22 protein-coding genes and 6 pseudogenes are annotated in these 19,015 nt (G+C 45.9%); 12 read left to right on the top strand and 16 right to left on the bottom strand.

Translation table 11 applies throughout. From position 1 onward, the window contains the following. Nucleotides 1–117 precede the first annotated feature (117 nt). The 5 genes and pseudogenes from GN277_RS19515 to mobV form a co-directional block, all read right to left on the bottom strand. Nucleotides 118–1,032 carry an IS3 family transposase gene (locus GN277_RS19515; RefSeq protein WP_322101295.1) on the bottom strand — a complete coding sequence of 305 codons (915 nt, stop codon included), beginning with the start codon at nucleotides 1,030–1,032 and terminating at the stop codon, nucleotides 118–120. Then, nucleotides 993–1,271, bottom strand: coding sequence for a transposase (locus GN277_RS30430; protein ID WP_244324759.1), 279 nt, complete (start codon nucleotides 1,269–1,271; stop codon nucleotides 993–995). The genes GN277_RS19515 and GN277_RS30430 overlap by 40 nt, the downstream gene beginning before the upstream one ends. Before the next feature lie 84 nt (nucleotides 1,272–1,355). Continuing rightward, a pseudogene (locus GN277_RS19520) lies at nucleotides 1,356–2,357 on the bottom strand (IS1182 family transposase); the annotation flags it as partial. Nucleotides 2,358–2,438: 81 nt separating this feature from the next. Next, nucleotides 2,439–2,837, bottom strand: a pseudogene (locus GN277_RS19525) (ParB/RepB/Spo0J family partition protein); the annotation flags it as partial. Between the two features lie 8 nt (nucleotides 2,838–2,845). Continuing rightward, a complete protein-coding gene (gene mobV / locus GN277_RS19530) occupies nucleotides 2,846–3,811 on the bottom strand; it encodes a MobV family relaxase (RefSeq protein WP_159752843.1) in 966 nt (321 codons plus the stop codon). Nucleotides 3,812–3,853: 42 nt separating this feature from the next. On the opposite strand from mobV, the gene GN277_RS19535 reads away from it, so the two are divergent. Beyond that, on the top strand, nucleotides 3,854–4,030 hold the full coding sequence (locus tag GN277_RS19535) for a hypothetical protein (protein WP_159752845.1): 177 nt from the start codon (nucleotides 3,854–3,856) through the stop codon (nucleotides 4,028–4,030). A 193-nt stretch (nucleotides 4,031–4,223) separates the two neighbouring features. Here GN277_RS19535 and GN277_RS19545 read toward each other — a convergent pair whose 3' ends face one another. From GN277_RS19545 to GN277_RS19555, 3 genes and pseudogenes are all read right to left on the bottom strand, one after another. Beyond that, nucleotides 4,224–5,219: an AAA family ATPase gene (locus tag GN277_RS19545; RefSeq protein WP_159752847.1), complete on the bottom strand. Its 996-nt coding sequence runs from the start codon at nucleotides 5,217–5,219 to the stop codon at nucleotides 4,224–4,226. Between the two features lie 152 nt (nucleotides 5,220–5,371). Then, nucleotides 5,372–5,845, bottom strand: a complete 474-nt coding sequence (locus tag GN277_RS19550; RefSeq protein WP_159752849.1) for an RNA polymerase sigma factor — start codon at nucleotides 5,843–5,845, stop codon at nucleotides 5,372–5,374. Nucleotides 5,846–5,943: 98 nt separating this feature from the next. After that, a pseudogene (locus tag GN277_RS19555) lies at nucleotides 5,944–6,353 on the bottom strand (RNA polymerase sigma factor). Nucleotides 6,354–6,897: 544 nt separating this feature from the next. Here GN277_RS19555 and GN277_RS19565 point away from each other — a divergent pair. The 3 genes and pseudogenes from GN277_RS19565 (at nucleotide 6,898) to GN277_RS19575 (ending at nucleotide 8,466) form a co-directional block, all read left to right on the top strand. Then, a complete protein-coding gene (locus tag GN277_RS19565) occupies nucleotides 6,898–7,596 on the top strand; it encodes a helix-turn-helix domain-containing protein (protein ID WP_159752853.1) in 699 nt (232 codons plus the stop codon). Nucleotides 7,597–7,699: 103 nt separating this feature from the next. After that, nucleotides 7,700–7,894: pseudogene (locus tag GN277_RS32480) on the top strand (IS3 family transposase); the annotation flags it as partial. A 95-nt stretch (nucleotides 7,895–7,989) separates the two neighbouring features. Continuing rightward, nucleotides 7,990–8,466: an IS3 family transposase gene (locus GN277_RS19575; protein WP_159752855.1), complete on the top strand. Its 477-nt coding sequence runs from the start codon at nucleotides 7,990–7,992 to the stop codon at nucleotides 8,464–8,466. Nucleotides 8,467–8,575: 109 nt separating this feature from the next. On the opposite strand, the gene GN277_RS19580 is transcribed toward GN277_RS19575, so the two are convergent. From GN277_RS19580 to GN277_RS19590, 3 genes are read right to left on the bottom strand one after another with little or no spacing between them, the layout of a single operon-like run. Continuing rightward, on the bottom strand, nucleotides 8,576–8,752 hold the full coding sequence (locus GN277_RS19580) for a cysteine-rich KTR domain-containing protein (RefSeq protein WP_159752857.1): 177 nt from the start codon (nucleotides 8,750–8,752) through the stop codon (nucleotides 8,576–8,578). Nucleotides 8,753–8,761: 9 nt separating this feature from the next. Beyond that, nucleotides 8,762–9,310: a flavodoxin family protein gene (locus GN277_RS19585; RefSeq protein WP_159752859.1), complete on the bottom strand. Its 549-nt coding sequence runs from the start codon at nucleotides 9,308–9,310 to the stop codon at nucleotides 8,762–8,764. Nucleotides 9,311–9,327: 17 nt separating this feature from the next. After that, complete coding sequence (locus tag GN277_RS19590) at nucleotides 9,328–9,873, bottom strand: flavodoxin family protein (RefSeq protein WP_159752861.1); 546 nt, start codon at nucleotides 9,871–9,873, stop codon at nucleotides 9,328–9,330. 138 nt (nucleotides 9,874–10,011) lie between these two features. Here GN277_RS19590 and GN277_RS19595 point away from each other — a divergent pair, with 138 nt between their 5' ends. Beyond that, nucleotides 10,012–10,350: a winged helix-turn-helix transcriptional regulator gene (locus GN277_RS19595; protein ID WP_159752863.1), complete on the top strand. Its 339-nt coding sequence runs from the start codon at nucleotides 10,012–10,014 to the stop codon at nucleotides 10,348–10,350. Nucleotides 10,351–10,394: 44 nt separating this feature from the next. Here the strand turns inward: GN277_RS19595 and GN277_RS19600 are convergent, their stop codons facing one another. From GN277_RS19600 to GN277_RS19615, 4 genes and pseudogenes are all read right to left on the bottom strand, one after another. Further along, a complete protein-coding gene (locus GN277_RS19600) occupies nucleotides 10,395–10,769 on the bottom strand; it encodes a TnpV protein (protein WP_159752865.1) in 375 nt (124 codons plus the stop codon). Beyond that, nucleotides 10,750–11,591: pseudogene (locus GN277_RS19605) on the bottom strand (SNF2-related protein); the annotation flags it as partial. The gene GN277_RS19600 and the pseudogene GN277_RS19605, both read right to left, overlap by 20 nt. A 35-nt stretch (nucleotides 11,592–11,626) precedes the next feature. Continuing rightward, nucleotides 11,627–12,796, bottom strand: a complete 1,170-nt coding sequence (locus GN277_RS19610; RefSeq protein WP_159756957.1) for a recombinase family protein — start codon at nucleotides 12,794–12,796, stop codon at nucleotides 11,627–11,629. Then, entirely contained in the window at nucleotides 12,741–13,136 is a 396-nt protein-coding gene (locus GN277_RS19615; RefSeq protein ID WP_322101264.1) for a recombinase family protein, read from the bottom strand. The genes GN277_RS19610 and GN277_RS19615 overlap by 56 nt, the downstream gene beginning before the upstream one ends. Before the next feature lie 233 nt (nucleotides 13,137–13,369). On the opposite strand from GN277_RS19615, the gene GN277_RS19620 reads away from it, so the two are divergent. The 7 genes and pseudogenes from GN277_RS19620 to GN277_RS19655 all read left to right on the top strand — a co-directional run bounded on the left by GN277_RS19620 (nucleotide 13,370) and on the right by GN277_RS19655 (nucleotide 18,661). Further along, nucleotides 13,370–14,353: a DUF6017 domain-containing protein gene (locus GN277_RS19620; RefSeq protein ID WP_159752869.1), complete on the top strand. Its 984-nt coding sequence runs from the start codon at nucleotides 13,370–13,372 to the stop codon at nucleotides 14,351–14,353. 23 nt (nucleotides 14,354–14,376) lie between these two features. Further along, a complete protein-coding gene (locus tag GN277_RS19625) occupies nucleotides 14,377–14,598 on the top strand; it encodes a DUF5348 domain-containing protein (protein WP_159752871.1) in 222 nt (73 codons plus the stop codon). 41 nt (nucleotides 14,599–14,639) lie between these two features. Then, the gene (locus GN277_RS19630; RefSeq protein WP_159752873.1) at nucleotides 14,640–15,116 is read left to right on the top strand and encodes a PcfB family protein; all 477 of its coding nucleotides are present in this window, start codon (nucleotides 14,640–14,642) and stop codon (nucleotides 15,114–15,116) included. Then, nucleotides 15,113–15,646, top strand: a pseudogene (locus GN277_RS19635) (type IV secretory system conjugative DNA transfer family protein); the annotation flags it as partial. The gene GN277_RS19630 and the pseudogene GN277_RS19635, both read left to right, overlap by 4 nt. Nucleotides 15,647–15,707: 61 nt before the next feature. After that, on the top strand, nucleotides 15,708–17,471 hold the full coding sequence (locus tag GN277_RS19640; protein ID WP_159752875.1) for a recombinase family protein: 1,764 nt from the start codon (nucleotides 15,708–15,710) through the stop codon (nucleotides 17,469–17,471). 606 nt (nucleotides 17,472–18,077) lie between these two features. Further along, nucleotides 18,078–18,380, top strand: coding sequence for a DUF6809 family protein (locus tag GN277_RS19650; RefSeq protein ID WP_159752877.1), 303 nt, complete (start codon nucleotides 18,078–18,080; stop codon nucleotides 18,378–18,380). Further along, nucleotides 18,377–18,661 carry a DUF6809 family protein gene (locus tag GN277_RS19655; protein WP_159752879.1) on the top strand — a complete coding sequence of 95 codons (285 nt, stop codon included), beginning with the start codon at nucleotides 18,377–18,379 and terminating at the stop codon, nucleotides 18,659–18,661. Before GN277_RS19650 ends, GN277_RS19655 begins: the two co-directional genes overlap by 4 nt. 4 nt (nucleotides 18,662–18,665) lie before the next feature. On the opposite strand, the gene GN277_RS19660 is transcribed toward GN277_RS19655, so the two are convergent. After that, on the bottom strand, nucleotides 18,666–18,932 hold the full coding sequence (locus GN277_RS19660; RefSeq protein WP_159752881.1) for a hypothetical protein: 267 nt from the start codon (nucleotides 18,930–18,932) through the stop codon (nucleotides 18,666–18,668). Nucleotides 18,933–19,015 lie beyond the last annotated feature (83 nt).

Here is a 19,015-nt window from a genome sequence, read left to right on the forward strand (position 1 = left end):
AATCGTCAAAGCTATATGGCGTTTCCTTTTTCCCACTTCTCCAAACGGGATTGGCACAGTGCGGCAATTTCAGCTTGTGGATCTATGTCAATACTTTAGACAAAAAAAGTTGAAAGATTATGCTGCTTTTTTGAGTTCCTCATCCTCCTTTTGCTGTGGTGTCAGATAACCGATAGAGCTATGGATCCGTTTACGGTTATACCAGCCCTCTATGTATTTAAAGATTGCTCTGCGAGCTTCCCTTAAATCCTGGTAAGTATGAAGATAGATTTCTTCCTTTTTCAGTACGGAATGGAAAGATTCCATACAGGCATTATCGTATGGATTTCCCTTACGACTAAATGAATGCAGGATTCCTTTACTGCCCAGGCAGTCTTCAAATGCCTGGCTCGTATACTGACTTCCAAGATCACTATGAAGGATGATCCCCTCGGTATCCCTGACATTCAGGCATGCGTTTTCTACCGCTTTAACCGCCAGTTCCGCCGTCATAGATGTGCCATAGGCATACCCTATAATCTTTCGGCTGCACAGATCCATGACAGAAGCCAGATAGGTCCATCCTTCTTTCTGTACATGGATGTAAGTGATATCCGTACACCATTTCTGGTTGATGGTCTCCGTCCCAAAATCACGCCTCAGGATATTTTTCTTATCCTCCGGGATGCTGCCATGGTTGGCATGATGATTGTACTTCTTTACTACGATAGAGCGCAGTCCCTGCTCTGCCATATGCCTCTGCACCCTCTTGACGCTGCAAGGTGTACCATTATCATTCAGCACACGGCATATTTTGACAGCCCCATACCTTTGTTTTGAGTCATCATATGCCTGTTTCACTTTCCTGCCGAATTCCGCATATGCCTTCTGCTTATTTGAGGGTACACAAACCAGAGCCTTGTAATAGGTACTCCTTGGGAATTTCAGAGCGCTGCAAAGCTGAGATACACAGTAGCGGGTTAAGTTGTTCTGGATAAAGGAAACAATCTCGGCTATAGTTCTTTCGCGAATAAGGCGGTCGCTTTTTTTAATATTTCATTCTCAATCTTAAGGCGTTGGATTTCTTTCTGGAGAGCCTTATACTCCTTAAGGGTGACCGTCTCCTCCCCGGATACTTTGATGGGGGAGAGCTGTTTTACCCAGTTGCTGAGTGTGCTTCGATTTACGCCATATTCACGCTCCAGTTGCGGATACGAGGTTCCTCCGGCATTATACAGATCCACGATCTGCTGCTTGAATTCCGGAGTGTAAGATTTCTGGTTTTTCGCCATGTAAAACATCTCCTTTGCTTTTTCACTTGATAGTATAGGTTGTTCAACTTTTCCTGTCCACACTTATATACTAACACCATTTCCTCCGGGACAGATGAATCTGTCATCCTTTTCATCATACTGAAAATCTTTCCTTTGAAATTCTGTAGTTCCTCTTTTTTGCTCCGTTCTTTCAGGCGTATAAAAATTTATGCCTCTTTCTGATAACTGTTGGTTGATAAGGTTTGTGTCATAGCCACTGTCGGCACATGCTTCCTGTATTTTCAAACCCAGGTTTTTCTCAATATAATCAATCCTTTTGATATACGGCTGGCTGTCAGGCACATTACCGGCTGTAGCTGCCACATCGATTATAATTCCGTTTTTAGAGTCCACGGTTTCATGCGACAAGTAGTGCATCCCCTCCGCTTTCCCTTTCCTCTTGTAAAATCCAGATTCGGGGTCTGTCCTGCTTTCACGGCGGCGAATGGTTTCCGTTTTTTCCTTCCGTTTCTTGCATCTGATGGGCTTGATTTTCCCTTCTGATTCCAACTGGGCCCGTACCGTTTCTTCATACTGGTCTAGTTCTTTGAGGTATTCATTTGTAACTTCTTCTGTTTGCTTGATGTATTCTGTTTTCCGGGATGCGTTTGCCTTTATGTGTGTCGAATCCGTAAAAACCAGCTTGCCGTCTGCCAGACCCTTTTCTATGCATATGGAAACAATTTTCTGAAAGATATTCCGAAAAAGATCGCTGCCGTTGAAACGGCGGCGTCTGTTCTGGGAAACCGTAGAATGGTCTGGAACTTTATCCATGACATCAAGACCAAGAAACCAACGGTATGCCATGTTCACCTGAATCTCTTCTGATATTCTTCTTTCGGAATTGATGCCATAAAGAAAACCGATGAGAAGAAACTTGATCAAGACCACTGGATCAATAGATGGACGCCCATTGTTATGACAGTACATATTTTCTACTTCGTTATATATGAATGAAAAATCAATGATATCATTTACTTTCCGAAGCAAATGATCCATAGGGACTAAATCTTCAATTGTTATCAAATGCATTTCTATCTGTTGGTTTTCTCTTTTCGTCATCATAATGTATCACCTCAAGGATTCATCTACACATATATTTTCTTATATGCAAATCTTTTTGGCAAGAGGTTTGTCAACAGCTCGAACTTGTGACGAGGTTAAGTCTGTGCGGAAACCCTGCCGCTTCATGGCTTCGGATTTCATCTTGTAGGCAAACGCCCGCTCGCTCGGCAGGATATTTTCTCGTTGCAAATTGCTGTCTACAAGGGTGATGATGGCTCGGTCACGGTCTAAGGGCAGGACAAAAGCGGGGATTGTGTTTATCCCTGCAAGCTCCGAAGCACGGACACGCCGCTGTCCTGCAATGATTTCATAACCATTCCCGTCCTCTTTCGGGCGTGTGATGATTGGCGTTACGATTCCAAACTCTTTGATGCTCTCCGCCAATTCTGACAGCATTTCATCCTCCACTACATGAAACGGGTTATCGGGAAACGGATATAAATCTGCGGTCTTTAATACCTTAAAATCCTGTTTCATCATTCACATCCCTACCTTTCTTTTGGTCTGGTTCTGCCTGTTTTCTGTAATTCTTCCAATACCTCTGGCGGTATTTTTTTCAATAACCTTTCCATCTGCTGATTGGTTTTCTGCAATTCAAATATCCTCTGGTTGGCTTTCTGTACCTTTAATTCCTGTTCGTACTTTTCATCACGCATACGCCCCGCATAGTCGGATTCCTGCCCGATTCTCTCTTTCAAGCTGTCGATATACACTTGCTGTTTCCCGATTTCCTTAGAGAATTTCTCCACGTCTGGGAGCCATGCCGCAATCAGTTCCAGAGCCTTGTCACGCTTCTTTCCTGCGTTAAAGGCGTTAATGTCGGAGAGGGCAGACACGATTTCTTCATACTGTTTATCCAGTCTGCCGCCTAACTTGTAGAGCCATGTGGGGATGTGCTTCCGCTTCGTTTCCATTGAGGACTGCCCACGTTCAAGCTGATTCCACCGTGCGGACATACGCTCATGGTAGGCAGTCTGCCACTCGGATAAGGATTTTTGGTTGCCTAAAATAGATTTTGCTGACAGCTTGTTGTTGGGCGTAAGCGGCACAAAGCACAGGTGCATATGGGGCGTTCTTTCGTCCATGTGGACGACTGCGGAGAGGATATTCTGCTTCCCTACACGCTCCGAAATGAAGTCAAGAGCCGTCTGGAAATAGGCTTTTTGTTCTTCTGGCGGTAAGCTGTTCATAAATTCGGGCGAAGCGGTGATGAGCGTTTCCACCATCATCACGCTGTCCTTTCTTACCTTACAGCCTGCTTCTTTTACCATTTGGTTTATCTCTTTCTTGTAGGTGTAGCGGGGCGGATTCACAAGATGGTAGTTATCTTTGGAGCGTTCCATATCAATATCTGGGTTGCTTTTATAGGCTTCTTTCTTCCGCTCGTTGTGGCGTTCGCAAGCCGCAACGCCGCCTGCCTTGCGTTTCTGGAAACGCAGGATTGCATAGGACATAGTTCATCATCTTCCTTTCTTCGGCGGGTAATCTCCCAAAGGGTGACGGTTGGTGACGGTGGTGACGGTGTTTTTGGGATACCCCCACGGAAGCCGCCGACTGTCACCGCACATTCTTCCATCCGAAGCCGCAAGGCAGAGGATGGGCAGGGCGTAAGCCCTGCTTTAAGGGAGTCCAGAGGGAACGTCTGGCACACGACTTTGCAGGGCAAAGTGTAGTGTGTTACACCCTGTAAACGCAGTCGGAAAAATCTTTAGATTTTTCTGACCGCAGGGGTGGATAGACACGCCGCAAGCGGCGGGGAAATCCCACGCCTGCATTTTGCGTTTACGGGGTGTTCTCCCGAAGGGCGGAGCCGCCGACTTCACATACATTTGCTATGACGGTGACACTAGCAGGGGGTATCCCAAACTAACCGTCATCACCGTCACCACCGTCACCCGACTGCCTTGTGAGGGAAATCTCCCTGCACCCTTTCTTCCTGTGGTAGCCGTAACGGATGTTGTTTTCGCTTAGGAAACTGGCACGGTATTCGTTGAGCCGCTTCGTCATGATGTTGGGCGGCGTTCCCGTTTCCCCCATCTGTTCCAGAAGCTCCGTTGCCGTCCCAGTCCATCCCTCCCTGCCCTGCATGAAATCCACCAGCCGAAAAAGGACGTCTGGTATCGCTTCTTTTGCAAGCTGTTCCTGCTCCTTACGCTCCACCAGTTCCCAACTGCAATCATGGAAACGGAGCGTAAACTCCTGATAGGGCGTGTCCCTGCCCGTCACATACAGCTTTGCGGCATTGGACGCACGGCTTTCCTGCTGAAGGACAAAGGTAGCATCTGCACTCCCCGTCAATCCCGTCGTGCCAGACACTTTGTTGAACACGTCGCTGTCGTTCTGCTTTCGGATGTGGTGTACAACAATGACCGCCAATGAGTGCCTGTCGGCAAAGTCTTTGATAAGAGAGATGTCCCCATAATCGCTTGCATAGGCGTTGTCTTTGGATGCGGTGCGGACTTTCTGCAAGGTGTCAATCACAATGAGCCTGCTGTCGGGATATTCTTTCAGATAATCTTCCAACTGCACGATAAGACCGTCTGACAGCTTGTCGCTCGCCACCGCAAAGTGAAGCCGCCCGCTCGCTTCGTCCGTCAAGCGGAACAATCTGTCCTGTATGCGGCAGAACGTGTCCTCAAGGCAGAGGTAAAGCACGTCGCCCTCCTGCGTGGGCATATCCCACAAGGGGATTCCCTGCGATACGCAGAGGCAGAGCTTTAGCATGAGCCAGCTCTTGCCGATTTTCTGTGAGCCGCAGAACAGGGTTAATCCCGTGGGTATCAGACCGCCCACCACAAAGGACGGCTTCTCAAGCGGCTCATAAAGGAGCGTGTCGGCGTTGACCGTCTGAAGCTTATGCATGGGATTCCTCCTTTCGGGCGGTGTCTTTGGTTTTGTTGCACATAGATGTGACCTCCTTAAAATAGATTTACTCCCACGAAAAAGAGTGAGAGTATGTAATGCCGCCAGTCCCCACGCCGATAAAAATGGATTTCTTTTTCGGACAGTAATCGTTAAGGTTGGAAATACTTCCTCATTTCTGCCTTGACCTTTTCCCTTGCAACCGAAACAGACTTTTGGACAGCGGAAGCGGTGCAATGCTCCATTTCCCCGATTTGGTAAAAGTTAAAATCATACTCGTAATAGAGCAGGAAACGCCGCCTTTGTATCTCTGGCAGTCGGGCAACCGCTTTATAAAACAGTTCATTCCGTTCTTTCTCAATCATTCTTTCATCAAGCGATTTAGGCACTCTCAAAGCACGTCTGTAAAGCGTTTCGTCCCACACCTCGTTAAACTCCCTGTGCCGCTGGTTCCATTGCTGAAGGTTTCTGTTTTTCCGCTCCATCTGCCGAAATTCAACAAATAGCTGTTCTGACACTTCCAGTTCGTGGTGTTCCCCCTGCCCGTCCTTAAAGCTGATAAAATACCTTTTGCCGCTTTCCGTGGATTCCTCCCGAAGCGTGTATGTCTTTGCCCCGTATGCCATTTCCTTTCCTCCCGAAAAAAATTGAGCGGGAGGATTGCCCTCCCACCCAATAGCCCGTGGAAATGGTTAAATTTCCCCGAAAGGATAAAAAATAGGCTTTAATTTTTGCGTAACCGTTCAAGGCGTTTGTAGACCGCCCTTTCGGTAAGCCCTGCCACCGCCGCAATCTCCTTAGTGGAATACCCCTGCATTTTAACAGGAGAATGAGCAGGGTATGCTTGTCCACCGTAAGCAATGCCTGATACAGCTTCTCGTCCTCAATCTCGTCCAGTAAGTCCGCAACGGTATTCGGCTCTGCCTGCTGTTCGTTGTCCGCCATTCCCTCAAGGTATTCGCCGAAGTCGCTCGTCCATCGGTAAAACCGCCTATTGGAATTAAAGTCCGCCCTGTCCTCCATGCGGATTTGCTCAATGACCGCTTCATCAACGCCATGCTCACGCAGCACTTTTTCCTCGGCTTCTTTCCAGATACGCCATTTCCTGTCCTCACGTCCGTGGTTGTATGCCATTCCTTATTTCCTCCAATCCGAATTTTTGAAAATGTAAAAATCCAGATTGGAAAGGCGGCGAACGGCAGCCAACAGCAGAAACAGCACTGCGGCACATTCCGATAAAAAACGACAAAAGAAAAACCGCAAAGGCTCTGTGACCTCTACGGTTATAGGAGATATATATTCTGTTAAGTGGAGATTCTACTTCTTGTTTCATGGTGAGAAGTAGCGTTGCATAAACAGGAATTTTTTTAACTGACTTCCTGCCATTCCCCAATATGCTATGTATGGATTAACTCTGCGTTGCATGAGCAGATGGATAACTGCCCGAAAAAAGAACATAAAAAAACCTCCAAACTTTAAAACAGGTCTGGAGAGTGTCTGTTAAGTCTTTTCGGGTATAGCAATACCGCCCACCAATACACCGTTTTTTTATATGGTGGGCGTTTGCCTTAAAACCTTATGAAATGAAAAAGAGCCAATAAACTGTGATTTTGATATGCTCCCCTTATGGTAGACAGATGAAATAATAAAACTGTCACTATAAGGAGGAGCATATTTTATGGGACAACATTCAAAATACTCTTTTGAAATGAAATTAGATGCCGTTACAAAATATTTGGAGGGAAGCTGTTCAACAGAAAGTATCGCCCGAAGCCTGGGAACAAATGGAACACGTATCGTCGAGTGGGTGACCTTGTATCAGTCTTTAGGAATAGAGGGGTTAAAAACAACTCCAAAACTCCGTATCTATTCCGCCGAAACAAAACAAAATGCTGTTGCCGATTACCTTTCCGGCAAAGGAACATTAAGGGAAATCCAGAAAAAGTATGGAATCCGCTCAGATAAGCAGCTTCGCAACTGGATTATGAAGTATAATGGTCATGAGAAGTTAAAGACTTCTGGAACAGGAGGAACCAGCGTCATGACCAAAGGAAGAAAAACCTCATATGAGGAACGGGTGGAAATTGTAACATACTGCATAGAGCATGGAATGGATTATGCCCAGGCAGCAGAAAAATACCAGGTATCCTACCAACAGATTTACCAATGGACAAGGAAATACCAGTCAAACGGCGTAGAAGGGCTTATTGACAAAAGAGGGAAAAGAAAATCTGAAACAGAAATGTCGGAACTGGAGAAGCTGCGTGCGGAAAATAAGCTTCTTCAAGCGGAAAAGCGCAGAGCCCAGCTGGAGGTTGCTTTCTTAAAAAACTCGACGAAATCGAAAGGAGGCGGTTCTAAGCCAGACACAAAATGAAACGGTTTATCTGGCGATACAGGAAATATATGACGAGCAGGGATGTTCAATATCAGAACTCTGCAGATTTGCGGGAATTTCGCGTTCTGCTTATTATAAATGGCTGAACCGAAAACCAAGTGAAAATGAGAAATTCAACCAGAAATTATGTGTCCTTATCAGAGATGCGTACGAGGAAAAAAGCGGGATTCTGGGTTACAGGCAGATGACGATTAAATTAAACCGTGAAAATGAATTTCAAGTCAACGCAAAGAGAATCTTGCGCCTTATGCGGATTTTACATCTGAAATCTGTGTGCCGGCGCAGGAGAAGAAACTATGTAAAATCAACGCCAGAGGTTACTGCCGAAAACATCTTAAACCGGGAGTTCCATGCGGAACGTTTTGGGGAAAAATGGCTTACGGATGTAACGGAGATGAAATATGGAGCCAGTGGGAAGGCATACCTGAGGCCATTCTGGACTTGTCAGATAAAAGTATTGTTTCCTTTGTCATTGGACATTCCAATAATAATGCCCTTGTTTTTGAAACCTTTGACACTGCCCATGAAAACCATCCAGATGCAAGGCCTTTATTCCACAGTGACCGTGGATACCAATACACCTCAAAATACTTCCGTAAAAAGCTTAACAAAGCGGGAATGACACAAAGCATGTCAAGAGTATCCAGATGTATTGATAACGGACCAATGGAAGCGTTCTGGGGGATGCTGAAATCAGAAATGTATTACCTGAAGAAATTTCAAACATATGAGGAGCTAAAGGAGGCTGTATCAGATTACATAGATTATTATAATAATCATCGGTATCAGAAACGCTTAAACTGTATGACACCGATAGAATATAGAAACTATTTGAAAGATGCTGCATAAAAGCTCTGCCAGTCCTCTTTGCGACTGGCAGGTAAAAATTTTTATTTTTTTAACTGTCTACTTGACAGGGAGCGGTTCATTTTATTTCACAAGTTCATCGGCTCCGCATCTATGTGTCTGGCTCTGTGATGACTATTGTATGTAAATTTTTTACTTCAATTAGCGTTTTCTTCTTACACTTTGGACAATAGAGAGGGTAGTTCTTCAAAACGGTATCTTTTCTTATTCTGTCACGGGTTTTGTTACCGCAAACAGGACATAACAGCCAAACGGTATCTTTATTCATTTTCTAATTTTATTGAATGGACACACCAAGCTGATATGCTTCATCCAATTTTTCATTCTCTGAAATATCACCAACATTCATAACCCCGCCACAAAGAACCTTTCCTATACTTTTCCATCCAAGGTGCTTTTCAAGACGGTCATACCAATATTCGCTTTCTTCAAAACCATACCCTTCTGCCGCCATAATCAGAGCCATATCCTTTTTAGGGTTTCGATAATTAGGATTACACTCCGCAACAGCAAACAGCCTGTCAAATGCAGTTTTTAATTGCCCGCTAATTGTCCAATAATATAAAGGCGATGCAAGAATTACAATATCCGCTTCTTGATAAACAGGATAAATTACGTCCATATCATCCTTCTGCACACAAGGACTGTTACAATCTTTACCACCGCCGAAACATCCTTTGCAACCATTGATATTCATTTCTCCAAGGAAAAATTCTGTAACCTGATTTCCTGCTTTTTCTGCTCCCCTTTTAAATGCAGCCGTTAATGTAGCTGTATTCCCTTTTTTACGTGGACTTCCATTCAGTATTATTATTTTTTTGCTCATATACCCAACCTCTTTTCTTATATGCTTTTTGCAAGAGCGATTGCTTTTTTGCAACCATCCGTTTTTTCAATATCACCAACATTTAACACTCCAGGCACAAGTACTTCGCCTACCATATTCCATTTCAGCAAAGCCGCCGAACGCTCGATTGGAATACGGACACCATCAAAAACAGACATATCATCTTCTTCACAACAAGCAATCAAGGCACACTCTTTTCCTGCTATATCTTTACCGCCTACCACGAAAGAAAACAATTTATCAATCACGCATTTAATTTGTGCAGGAATGGAATACCAATAGACGGGCATTGAAAAAACAATCATATCTGCATGAAAAATATCAGTTGCAATTTTATTAAAATCATCATCAAAACTGCAAGCTTTTCCCGAATGATAGCAGGTTTCACAAGCGTGACAGCCTCCAACATTGCTTTGTGCTGCATCAAACCTTATAATGGAATGCCCATTTTTAGTCGCCGCTTCAATAAATGCTTCAGTCATACTTAAACTATTCCCTTTTTTACGCGGACTTCCAGTAATTACTACAATTTTTTTACCCATTCTACAATCTCCAATCTATTTTATAATTTGTGGAACACGTTGACTTCCGTGTCTCTCCATATTATAATCATAGCAAGAATTATCTTTTAATCAAGTACGCACATTATTGTTATATACTTACCAAAAGGAGAGTGTAAAATGAACGAACATTGTATTTCAAAAGAATGTTTAGCAACAACAGGTTTCAGTTATACATTATCGTTGATAAATGGAAAATACAAAATGACAATTCTATATACACTAATGGAATTTGGCGTTGTCCGATTCAATGAAATGAAAAAATATATCGGTGGAATTTCTTTTAAAACACTAAGTTTGTCTTTAAAGGAACTGGAAGCAGACCAACTTGTACATAGAGAAGAATATCCCCAAATCCCTCCAAAAGTTGAATATAGTTTAACTGAACGTGGAAAGTCACTCATTCCTATTTTAGATGGTATGTGTGAGTGGGGTGATAAGAACAGAATAATAAAATAACACTTAAAACGGCGGTAGTTCAATCCCTACCGCCGTTAGTCTGTCTATTGATAAATCAATTCCCTCTCAACAAGCTCCCTCGCACAAGCTCTTATGTTATTCATTCTTCCAACCCATTCTAAGGCATTTTCTTCTTTTAGTCGTTCCGTTATGCCCTGTGCCTGTTTCATGCCCTCTATGAGCCTTTCAAAGCGTTCCTGCGCCTGCCTGTCAATGTCGGCAAGGTAAGTATTCAGCCTGCCGCTTGTGAGAAGATTGGTGTATGTAACCTTGCGGTACTGTTTCAGATAGTCCAGATGCCGCTGTCCCCATGTGCCTATCGGCTGTTCTTCTTCGGCGGGTAAAGCTATACATGGAATTAAATAGTCACCTTGCCTTTCGTATCTGCCACCCATTTCCTCAAAAATCGTCTTTGCCATTGTCTGTTACCTCCACATTCTTTTTATTTTGAATGTCCGCAAAATCCGTCCTACATCTCCGGGCCTCCAGGGGCAGTCCAGATCGTGAAGGGCCACCAGCAAATCCTGTACGTTGGTTCCGGCCCCCATCTTCTGGGTAGAGCCTAACAGGACGCGCACCTGGCCGGAGCGGACTTTGGAAAACAGCTCCTTTTTGCGGACTTCGGTATTTGCTTCATGGATAAAAGCAATCTGGCTGGCGGGCATACCCTGTGCGATGAGTTTCTGCCGGATGTCCTCATAGACCGTAAAGGCCAGCGGTTTCTCCGGCTCTGGAACCGCTTGTTCCAAAGCATGAAGTATCGGGTTATCCAGCGTTTTAGCCACCTTTTTGGAGCCAGCCGCCTGGGGTGTGGAAATATCGCAAAACACCAGCTGGGTCAGCTTTTCCGGCTGTCCGTCCCGCCAGATTTGCAGGATATTGTCCACGCACTGGTTGACCTTGGTGCCGGGTTCGTCCGGCAGAATGGGATTGATAATGCGCTGGTCCAGCCCCAGCTTGCGGCCATCCGAGGTGATTTTCAGCATATTGTCCTCCGATGGGTCAACGGTTCCCGAATGGACTCTGGCGGCGCGCTCGGAGAGGGCCTTCACCATATCCTGCTGGTGTTCGGTGGGCTTTACTACGATGTTGTGGTATTCCACCTCCGGGGTGGGCAGGTCCAGCTGGTCGGCGGTCTTGATGTCCGCAACCTCTTTGAACAGGTTCATCAGCTCCGGCAGGTTAAAGAATTTGGAAAACCTTGTCCGCGCCCGGTAGCCGGTCCCCTCCGGGGCCAGTTCCCTGTCCCCAGTTTTATAGATACATAAATGGATTTTTAATTGATTTCCCCAACAAACTTGTAGAAAATCCTGATATTCTGGACTTTCTCTCCATTGATGGTCTGAGGTTCCGAAACCTCAATCTTTTCGATCAGACGGTTGACGATCTCTGTGGTCAGCTCCTTAATCTCGGCACACTCCGCCATTTCATTGGCAAGGCGTTCCGCTTTATCTGCACTGTCCTCCAGATTTTCAGCCATCGCTCTTAACTTTTCGATTTGCTCCGTATAGTGTTTCTTTTCCTGCTCAAAATGTGCAGACAACAGCCGGAACTGCTGCTCTGATATTATCTGCTTTGACCAGTCCCCATACAACTTGATGAATTGATTATCAGATTCTTTTAATTTTTTCTCTAAGACAGCCACTTTCTTGTCAATATTTGCCCTGCTGTTTGCCGATGAAGTATTCATCTGACCAAGCACTTTCCGCATGAATTTCTCCCGATCCTTTATGACCTTTCCTGCATGGAACTGGATATCGGAAAGCACCAGTTCCTCCAAATCTCCGGCGCTGATGCGGTGCTTACTGCAGAACTTCGCTCCCCTTACACGGTAAATCCGGCATAGGTAATACGTCCTTTCAAGCAATGGTCTGTCCGGATTCCTTCCATCCGTATGGATTGTCAGGTTATTACCACAATCGGCACATTTTAAAATTCCACGGAACTTATTGTCATAACCAGAAGTGCAAGGTTTCACCTTTGTATGCCTGTCAAGGATTTCCTGAACGGTATTCCATGTATGCTCGTCCACAATGGCTTCATGGTCGCTGGGTATGGTTACACGTTCCTTAATCGGGATATAACCTCTTGTCTGCTGTTTAAAATGCTTCCTGTCATACCTCTGTACCCAAAAATAACCTTTATACAGAGGATTCCGGAGTATACGGATTATCGTAGACTGTTTCCAATTATAAATATCATCCTCAGCGATCAAAAACTTTCCGAAAACTTCCTGATTGTAATAAGCTGGCTTCGGAATTTTTTCTTCATAAAGGATTTTCCCGATTTTATTGTTTCCGTAGCCTTCCAACGCAAGCTGGAAAATATAGCGGACAGTCGGCGCTGTTTCTTCATCCGCAATCAGGTGGTTCTTGTCTGCCGGGTCTTTTTTATAACCAAACGGTGCATAAGCCCCCCATAAATTTCCCCTGACTGGCTCGGATATACCTTCCCGTCTTTACCTTTTTTGAAATATCCCTCGAATAAAATTCGTTCAGGATATTCTTAAATGGGGTAATGTCCATCTCACCGGTGTTTGCCGAATCTACGCCGTCATTGACAGCGATATAACGGACATGGTGATTCGGGAAAAATACCTCGATATATGCCCCGCTCTCCAGATAATTCCTGCCGAGCCTTGATAAATCTTTGGTTATGACACAATCCACATGCCCCGCCTCGATATCCCCAATCATTTGTTGAAAAGATGGTCGATTGAAAGCTGACGTTAGATAACGATACTTTTGAAAACACTGGAAAATCAAGGTTTTTCGAGCGACGGACAAGCAGGGTATTGTACTAAAAACTGAATACGACGCAGAAGCGGCGTTTCTTACTCTCTATACGGGAGAACAGGAACGCCGCTTTTCATGCCCTTTGTTACGCAGTAGGGGCAGAAAAAGCCTTGCTACAAGCGGTTTTCCGGGCGCGTATCTGGCGCGGCAAGGGATTTATACCTTATCCCCCCGAAACCGCGCTTCTACTGCGTAACAAATCCAAAGCAAAGGAGCTATGAACTATGGCAGTTTTCAGAGTGGAACGAAACAAGGGCTACACTGTTATGAGCAACCACCACCTACGCAACAAGGAGCTATCCCTAAAAGCAAAAGGGCTGTTGTCGCAAATGCTGTCACTCCCCGAAGATTGGGACTACACCTTGAAAGGCTTATCCCTTATCAACCGGGAGAAGATAGACGCTATCCGCGAAGCCATTAAGGAACTTGAACGCGCCGGGTATATCGTCCGGTCAAGGGAGCGCGACGAGAAAGGACGCTTGCGGGGCGCGGACTATGTGATATTCGAGCAGCCGCAGCCGCCTACGCCGGATTTACCTACATTGGAAAATCCAACATTGGATAATCCAACGCAGGAAAAACCAACATTGGAAAAACCTACGTTGGAAAATCCAACGCAATTAAATAAAGATATACAAAGAACTGACTTACCAAAAAAAGAAAAATTAAATACAGATTTATCAAGTACCCATTCCATTCCTATCCTTTCCCCTAACCCCTCACCTTGCGGGGAAGCGGCTGCGCCGCCAGAACGGAAAGGAACGGAAGCGGCAGCACAGAGCGCAGTAGAGATATACCGGGAAATCATCAAGGACAATATCGACTACCACATTCTCAAACAGGATATGAAGTTTGACAGTGACAGGCTTGACGAGATTGTAGACCTCATGCTTGAAACGGTATGCACCGCCAGAAAGCGGGTGCGGATTGCGGGGGACGACTACCCGGCAGAGCTTGTGAAATCTAAGTTTATGAAACTGGACGGCGAACATATCCGCTTTGTGCTTGACTGTATGCGGGAGAACACAACCAAAATCCGCAACATCAAGCAATATCTGAAAGCCGCCCTTTTCAATGCCCCGTCCACAATCGGCAATTATTACACTTCCCTTGTCGCCCATGACATGGCAAGCGGCGCACTGTCACCGAAAAAGCCGCAGTACGGCGACCCGGACTATTATTCATACAACGAGGGCGAAAGCCTGTAAAACAACAAAAGGAGGATTTTATTATGGCACAGAAAATGACAGGAGCATTGGTATTTGACGAGCGCACCGACCGTTACGACATTCGCTTTGACTTAAACAGCTACTATGGCGGGCTGCATTGTGGAGAGTGCTTTGACGTATTCGTGCGGGGCAAGTGGAAGCCGACCCGGATGGAGTACGGCGACAACTGGTATCTTGTGGGTATCAGAGCCGAGGACTTGAACGGGCTGCGGGTGCGTATCTGACCGCCGCCCTATAAAGAAACGAGAAAGGAGGACGCGAGGAATTGCAGGACGAAGTAAACGAAAAGACCATAGCCCTTTACATCAAGACCGGGAAACTGACCGCGCAGACGCTCCAAAAGGCAATGAAAGCCATACTGTCAAAGGGCAAAAAGCAGCTTGCAAAACCGCCACAGGGAAAGCAGAGCTTAAAGCAGCTTATGAAGCAGAACGCGGGCGTTTCCAACATTGAGATTACCGAGGGCAATATCAAAGCCTTTGAGGGTACGGCGAAAAAGTACGGTATCGACTTTGCGCTGAAAAAGGACGCGACGGAAAGCCCGCCCCGCTATCTGGTTTTCTTCAAGGGGCGGGACGCGGACGTGCTGACCGCAGCCTTTAAGGAGTTTTCCGCAAAGAAGCTGACACAGGAGAAAAAGCCCTCTATCCGAAAGCTGCTCTCAACCCTTAAAGAAGCCGCACAGGGCAAGAACGCGGAACGTGCGAAAGTCAAGAACAAAGACAGGGAGGTATCGCTATGAAGCCGGAAATCAAGAAGCTGCTTATCCTAAATCTCCCGTATCTGCTCTTTGTCTGGCTCTTTGATAAAGTGGGCGCGGCTGTCCGTCTATCCCCCGGCGCGGACGCAAGCGCAAAGCTGCTACATCTTGGGGACGGTTTTACCGCCGCCTTTTCCAGTATCGCGCCGAGCTTCCACCCGGCAGATTTAGCTTTAGGCATTGCGGGGGCGGTCATTGTCCGGCTGATTATCTACACCAAAGGCAAGAACGCGAAGAAATACCGCCGCGGGACAGAATACGGTTCGGCGCGTTGGGGCGGGGCTGACGACATAAAGCCGTACACCGACCCGGTATTTGAGAATAATATCCCCTTAACGCAGACGGAACGGCTTACCATGAACAGCCGACCGAAGCAGCCGAAATACGCAAGAAACAAAAATATCCTTGTAATCGGCGGTTCCGGCAGCGGCAAGACCCGGTTCTTTGTGAAACCGTCGCTCATGCAATGTACGTCAAAGGATTTTCCAACGTCGTATATCGTCACTGACCCGAACGTGATAGTGTTATAAGGAACTAAAAAGCGTTACATCATAACAGAACGGGGGTTATATAATGAGCAAACAATTAAACAGTATCAAGATTACCGCCCTGTATGAAAGGCTCTCCCGCGACGACGAATTACAGGGCGAATCCAACAGTATCACGAACCAGAAACATTTCTTAGAGGACTACGCAAGGAAGAACGGCTTTGTCAATATACGCCACTTCACCGACGACGGAGTGAGTGGGACGACATTCGACCGGGAAGGTTTCCAGTCCATGATAGCCGAAGTGGAAGCCGGAAACGTGGCTGTCATTATCGTAAAAGATATGAGCCGGTTTGGGCGCGACTATCTGAAAGTAGGGTTCTATACCGAAGTCATGTTTAAAGAAAAAGGTGTCCGGTTCATAGCAATCAACAATGGCATAGACAGCAGCAATCAGCAGGACAGCGATTTCACGCCGTTTTTGAACATTATGAATGAATGGTATGCACGCGATTCCAGCCGCAAGATACAGGCTATCTTTAAAGCCCGTATGCAGGAAGGGAAGCGGGTTTCTCCCAGTGTCCCCTACGGCTACCGACGTGACCCGGACGACAAGCAGCAGTTGATTATTGACCCGGAACCGGCGGCAGTTGTCCGGCGCATTTTCAAGCTGGTTCTGGAAGGGAATGGAGTCAATCGGATTGCCGATATTCTGTACGCTGACAAGATATTGATTCCCTCGGCATATGCTGAAAAATACTATCCTGAAAACCAGCATAGCAAGAGTTTCCACGACCCTATCCGCTGGACAAATCAAACAATCATTCATATCTTGGAAAAGCGGGAATATATGGGGCATACGGTACTCGGCAAGACTATCAGTGAATCCTATAAAACCAAAAAGCGCCGGAAAGCTACAGAGGACGAATTGATGATATTTGAGAACACCCACGAAGCAATCATTGACGAAGAAACATGGAATAATGTACAACGCCTGATAGAAACAAAACGCCGACCGAAAAAGAACGGCGCTCCCCCTTGCCGTTTAAGTGGATTGCTCTACTGCGCGGACTGTGGCTCGAAGCTGTCACACCGGTATAATTCCAGAAACAAATATGACGCTGACAATTCTTATGGCTGCTCCAGCTACCGGCAGTATACCCGGAACTGTACCATGCACTATATCCGGGTATCTGTAGTAGAAAAATTGATTTTGGAAACTATCCGGGAAGTCAGCGCCTATGCCCTCTCAAACGAAAAGGAGTTTGTCAAGAAGGTACGGGAAGCGTCAGACGTTCAGCAGGAAGCCACTATGAAAGAATACCGCCGAAGATTGGGAAAGGCAAAGCGGCGGCATGAAGAACTGGACGACCTGGTGAAAAAGCTATATGAATCTTTTGCTACCGGGAAGATTCCAGAAAAGCACTTTGACCGTCTGCTATCCGGGTATGACAACGAACAGACCACACTTGAAGCAGAAATGCAGGAATTACAGACCGGGCTTGACCGTTACGGCGCGGACAGTGTGAGGGCTGACCGGTTCCTTGAATTGGTGAAAAGGTACACGGATTTTTCAGAACTTACCACTCCTATGTTGAATGAATTTATAGAAAAAGTAGTTGTCCATGAAGCGGACAAATCAACCGGGGACAGGGTGCAAAAGGTAGACATATATCTAAACTTTATCGGGGCATTTACTGTACCAAAAATGGAAGCTGCCCTGACCGCCGAACAGGAAGCAAGGGAACAAAGGAAGCTGCAAGCCCGCAACAGGGAACGCGAACAAAACCGGCTGCGTATGCAACGGTACAGGGCGCGACAGAAGGAACTGGCAGCGGCGGCAAATTAGCATAAGGGGAACCAGAAAGAGGACGCAAGGCAGAAAGCAGCGTCCTCTTTTATGCGCCACGCCAACGGCGGGCGTAAACCCTCGGAGAGCCCACGCCGGCACTTTGCAACGCGAAGCGGTGAAAGTGTCAGAGTGGGTCATATACTTGATAAAAGTATATGAAAATATCCTCGGCAATCGAAACAGTTACCCTTCTATGAAAGAAATATAGCTTGCATATTGACTTAATGGCTGACATCAATTATACTATTATTGTCAGCCAACAATCTTACAAGGGGGTGATGTTATTACTAAGAAAGTTGGACGACCTTATTCTGAAAATCCAAAAGAAATACGGCTTACAGTTCGCTTGGATAAAAAACATAATGATATTCTTGAACGATATTCAAACGAAAATGGCATTACAAAAAATGAATCTGTAAGGCGGGGAATTGAAAAATTGGAGGATAAGGAAACGGAATAAGTAAGAAGTGGCGTTACCCTCTCACAAGCAGCCGCCACTTCCCACCTTGCAACTACCACAAGGGCAGACCGCGTAAATATTATACACTGCACGGAACCGTCTTGCAAGTAGTTGTTAAATCCATAAGGAAAGGACGGAAACGAATGGGAAAAATTTTAGAGGCAATCGCAACAGACCACCTTTGCGTTGAGCCAGTGATTTATGAAGGGGATTCCAAATTTAACCGGGCAAGAAACCGGTACTGCACCCTCGGAGAAAAGCTGATGGCGAAACTCAATGAGGAAGAACGAAAAATGCTGGATGACTACAGCGCGGCACAAAGCGAAGAAAGCGTTCTCTATGGGATTGACCGTTTTGTTAAAGGCTTCCGGTTAGGGGTACTTATGATGATTGAGGTCATTTCTGATGAAGATGATTTAATTCTCCATGAGGGGGAAAGCGTATGAGCATTTTAGAACGCCTTTACGATGGGAAAGTCTACCCCTGTGAAGAAATCCTTCCACAAAACTACGCGGAGTACCGCGCTATTTCTGGACAAGTGGGAAATGATTATGAATACTTCCTAAAAGAATTATCACCAGAACAGCTTAAACGGTTTGAGGAAATGGATAAAGGAAGGACAAAGCTTTCCACTATACAAGCCTACGCCAACTTTGAGTACGGTTTCAAGTTGGGTGCAATGCTGATGAATGAAGTTTTCAGCAATCATCAAGAAGAAAAAGAATAGACAGTCAGACAGAAGAAACGGTGCGCCTGACCGTGCCGCTTCTCCTATCCAACCGGTCAAGGTACGGGTCGTATTTCCGCCGCTCTGCTCTGGAAATCTCCACCCTTTCCCCCTTGACCGTCTGGATTTTTGCCGTGCTATGGCTGCGCCGAAAACGGGGAACAGGAAAAAGAACTGTTTCCCGTTTTTCGTCCCAACCATTGTACGGCAAAACCGGCTCCGCTGGTGTACTGGCGGCGGGAGTTTTCCTGCGGTGGCTCTGCCCCCACACCCCCGACCTCCTCCAAAGAACAGAATAAAAGACGATTCAAGCCCTGTAACGGTTGCTAGCGCTGTTATAGGGCTTTTTATATA

Origin of the sequence: Sporofaciens musculi, assembly GCF_009830285.1 — a bacterium.
Classification (GTDB): domain Bacteria; phylum Bacillota; class Clostridia; order Lachnospirales; family Lachnospiraceae; genus Sporofaciens; species Sporofaciens musculi.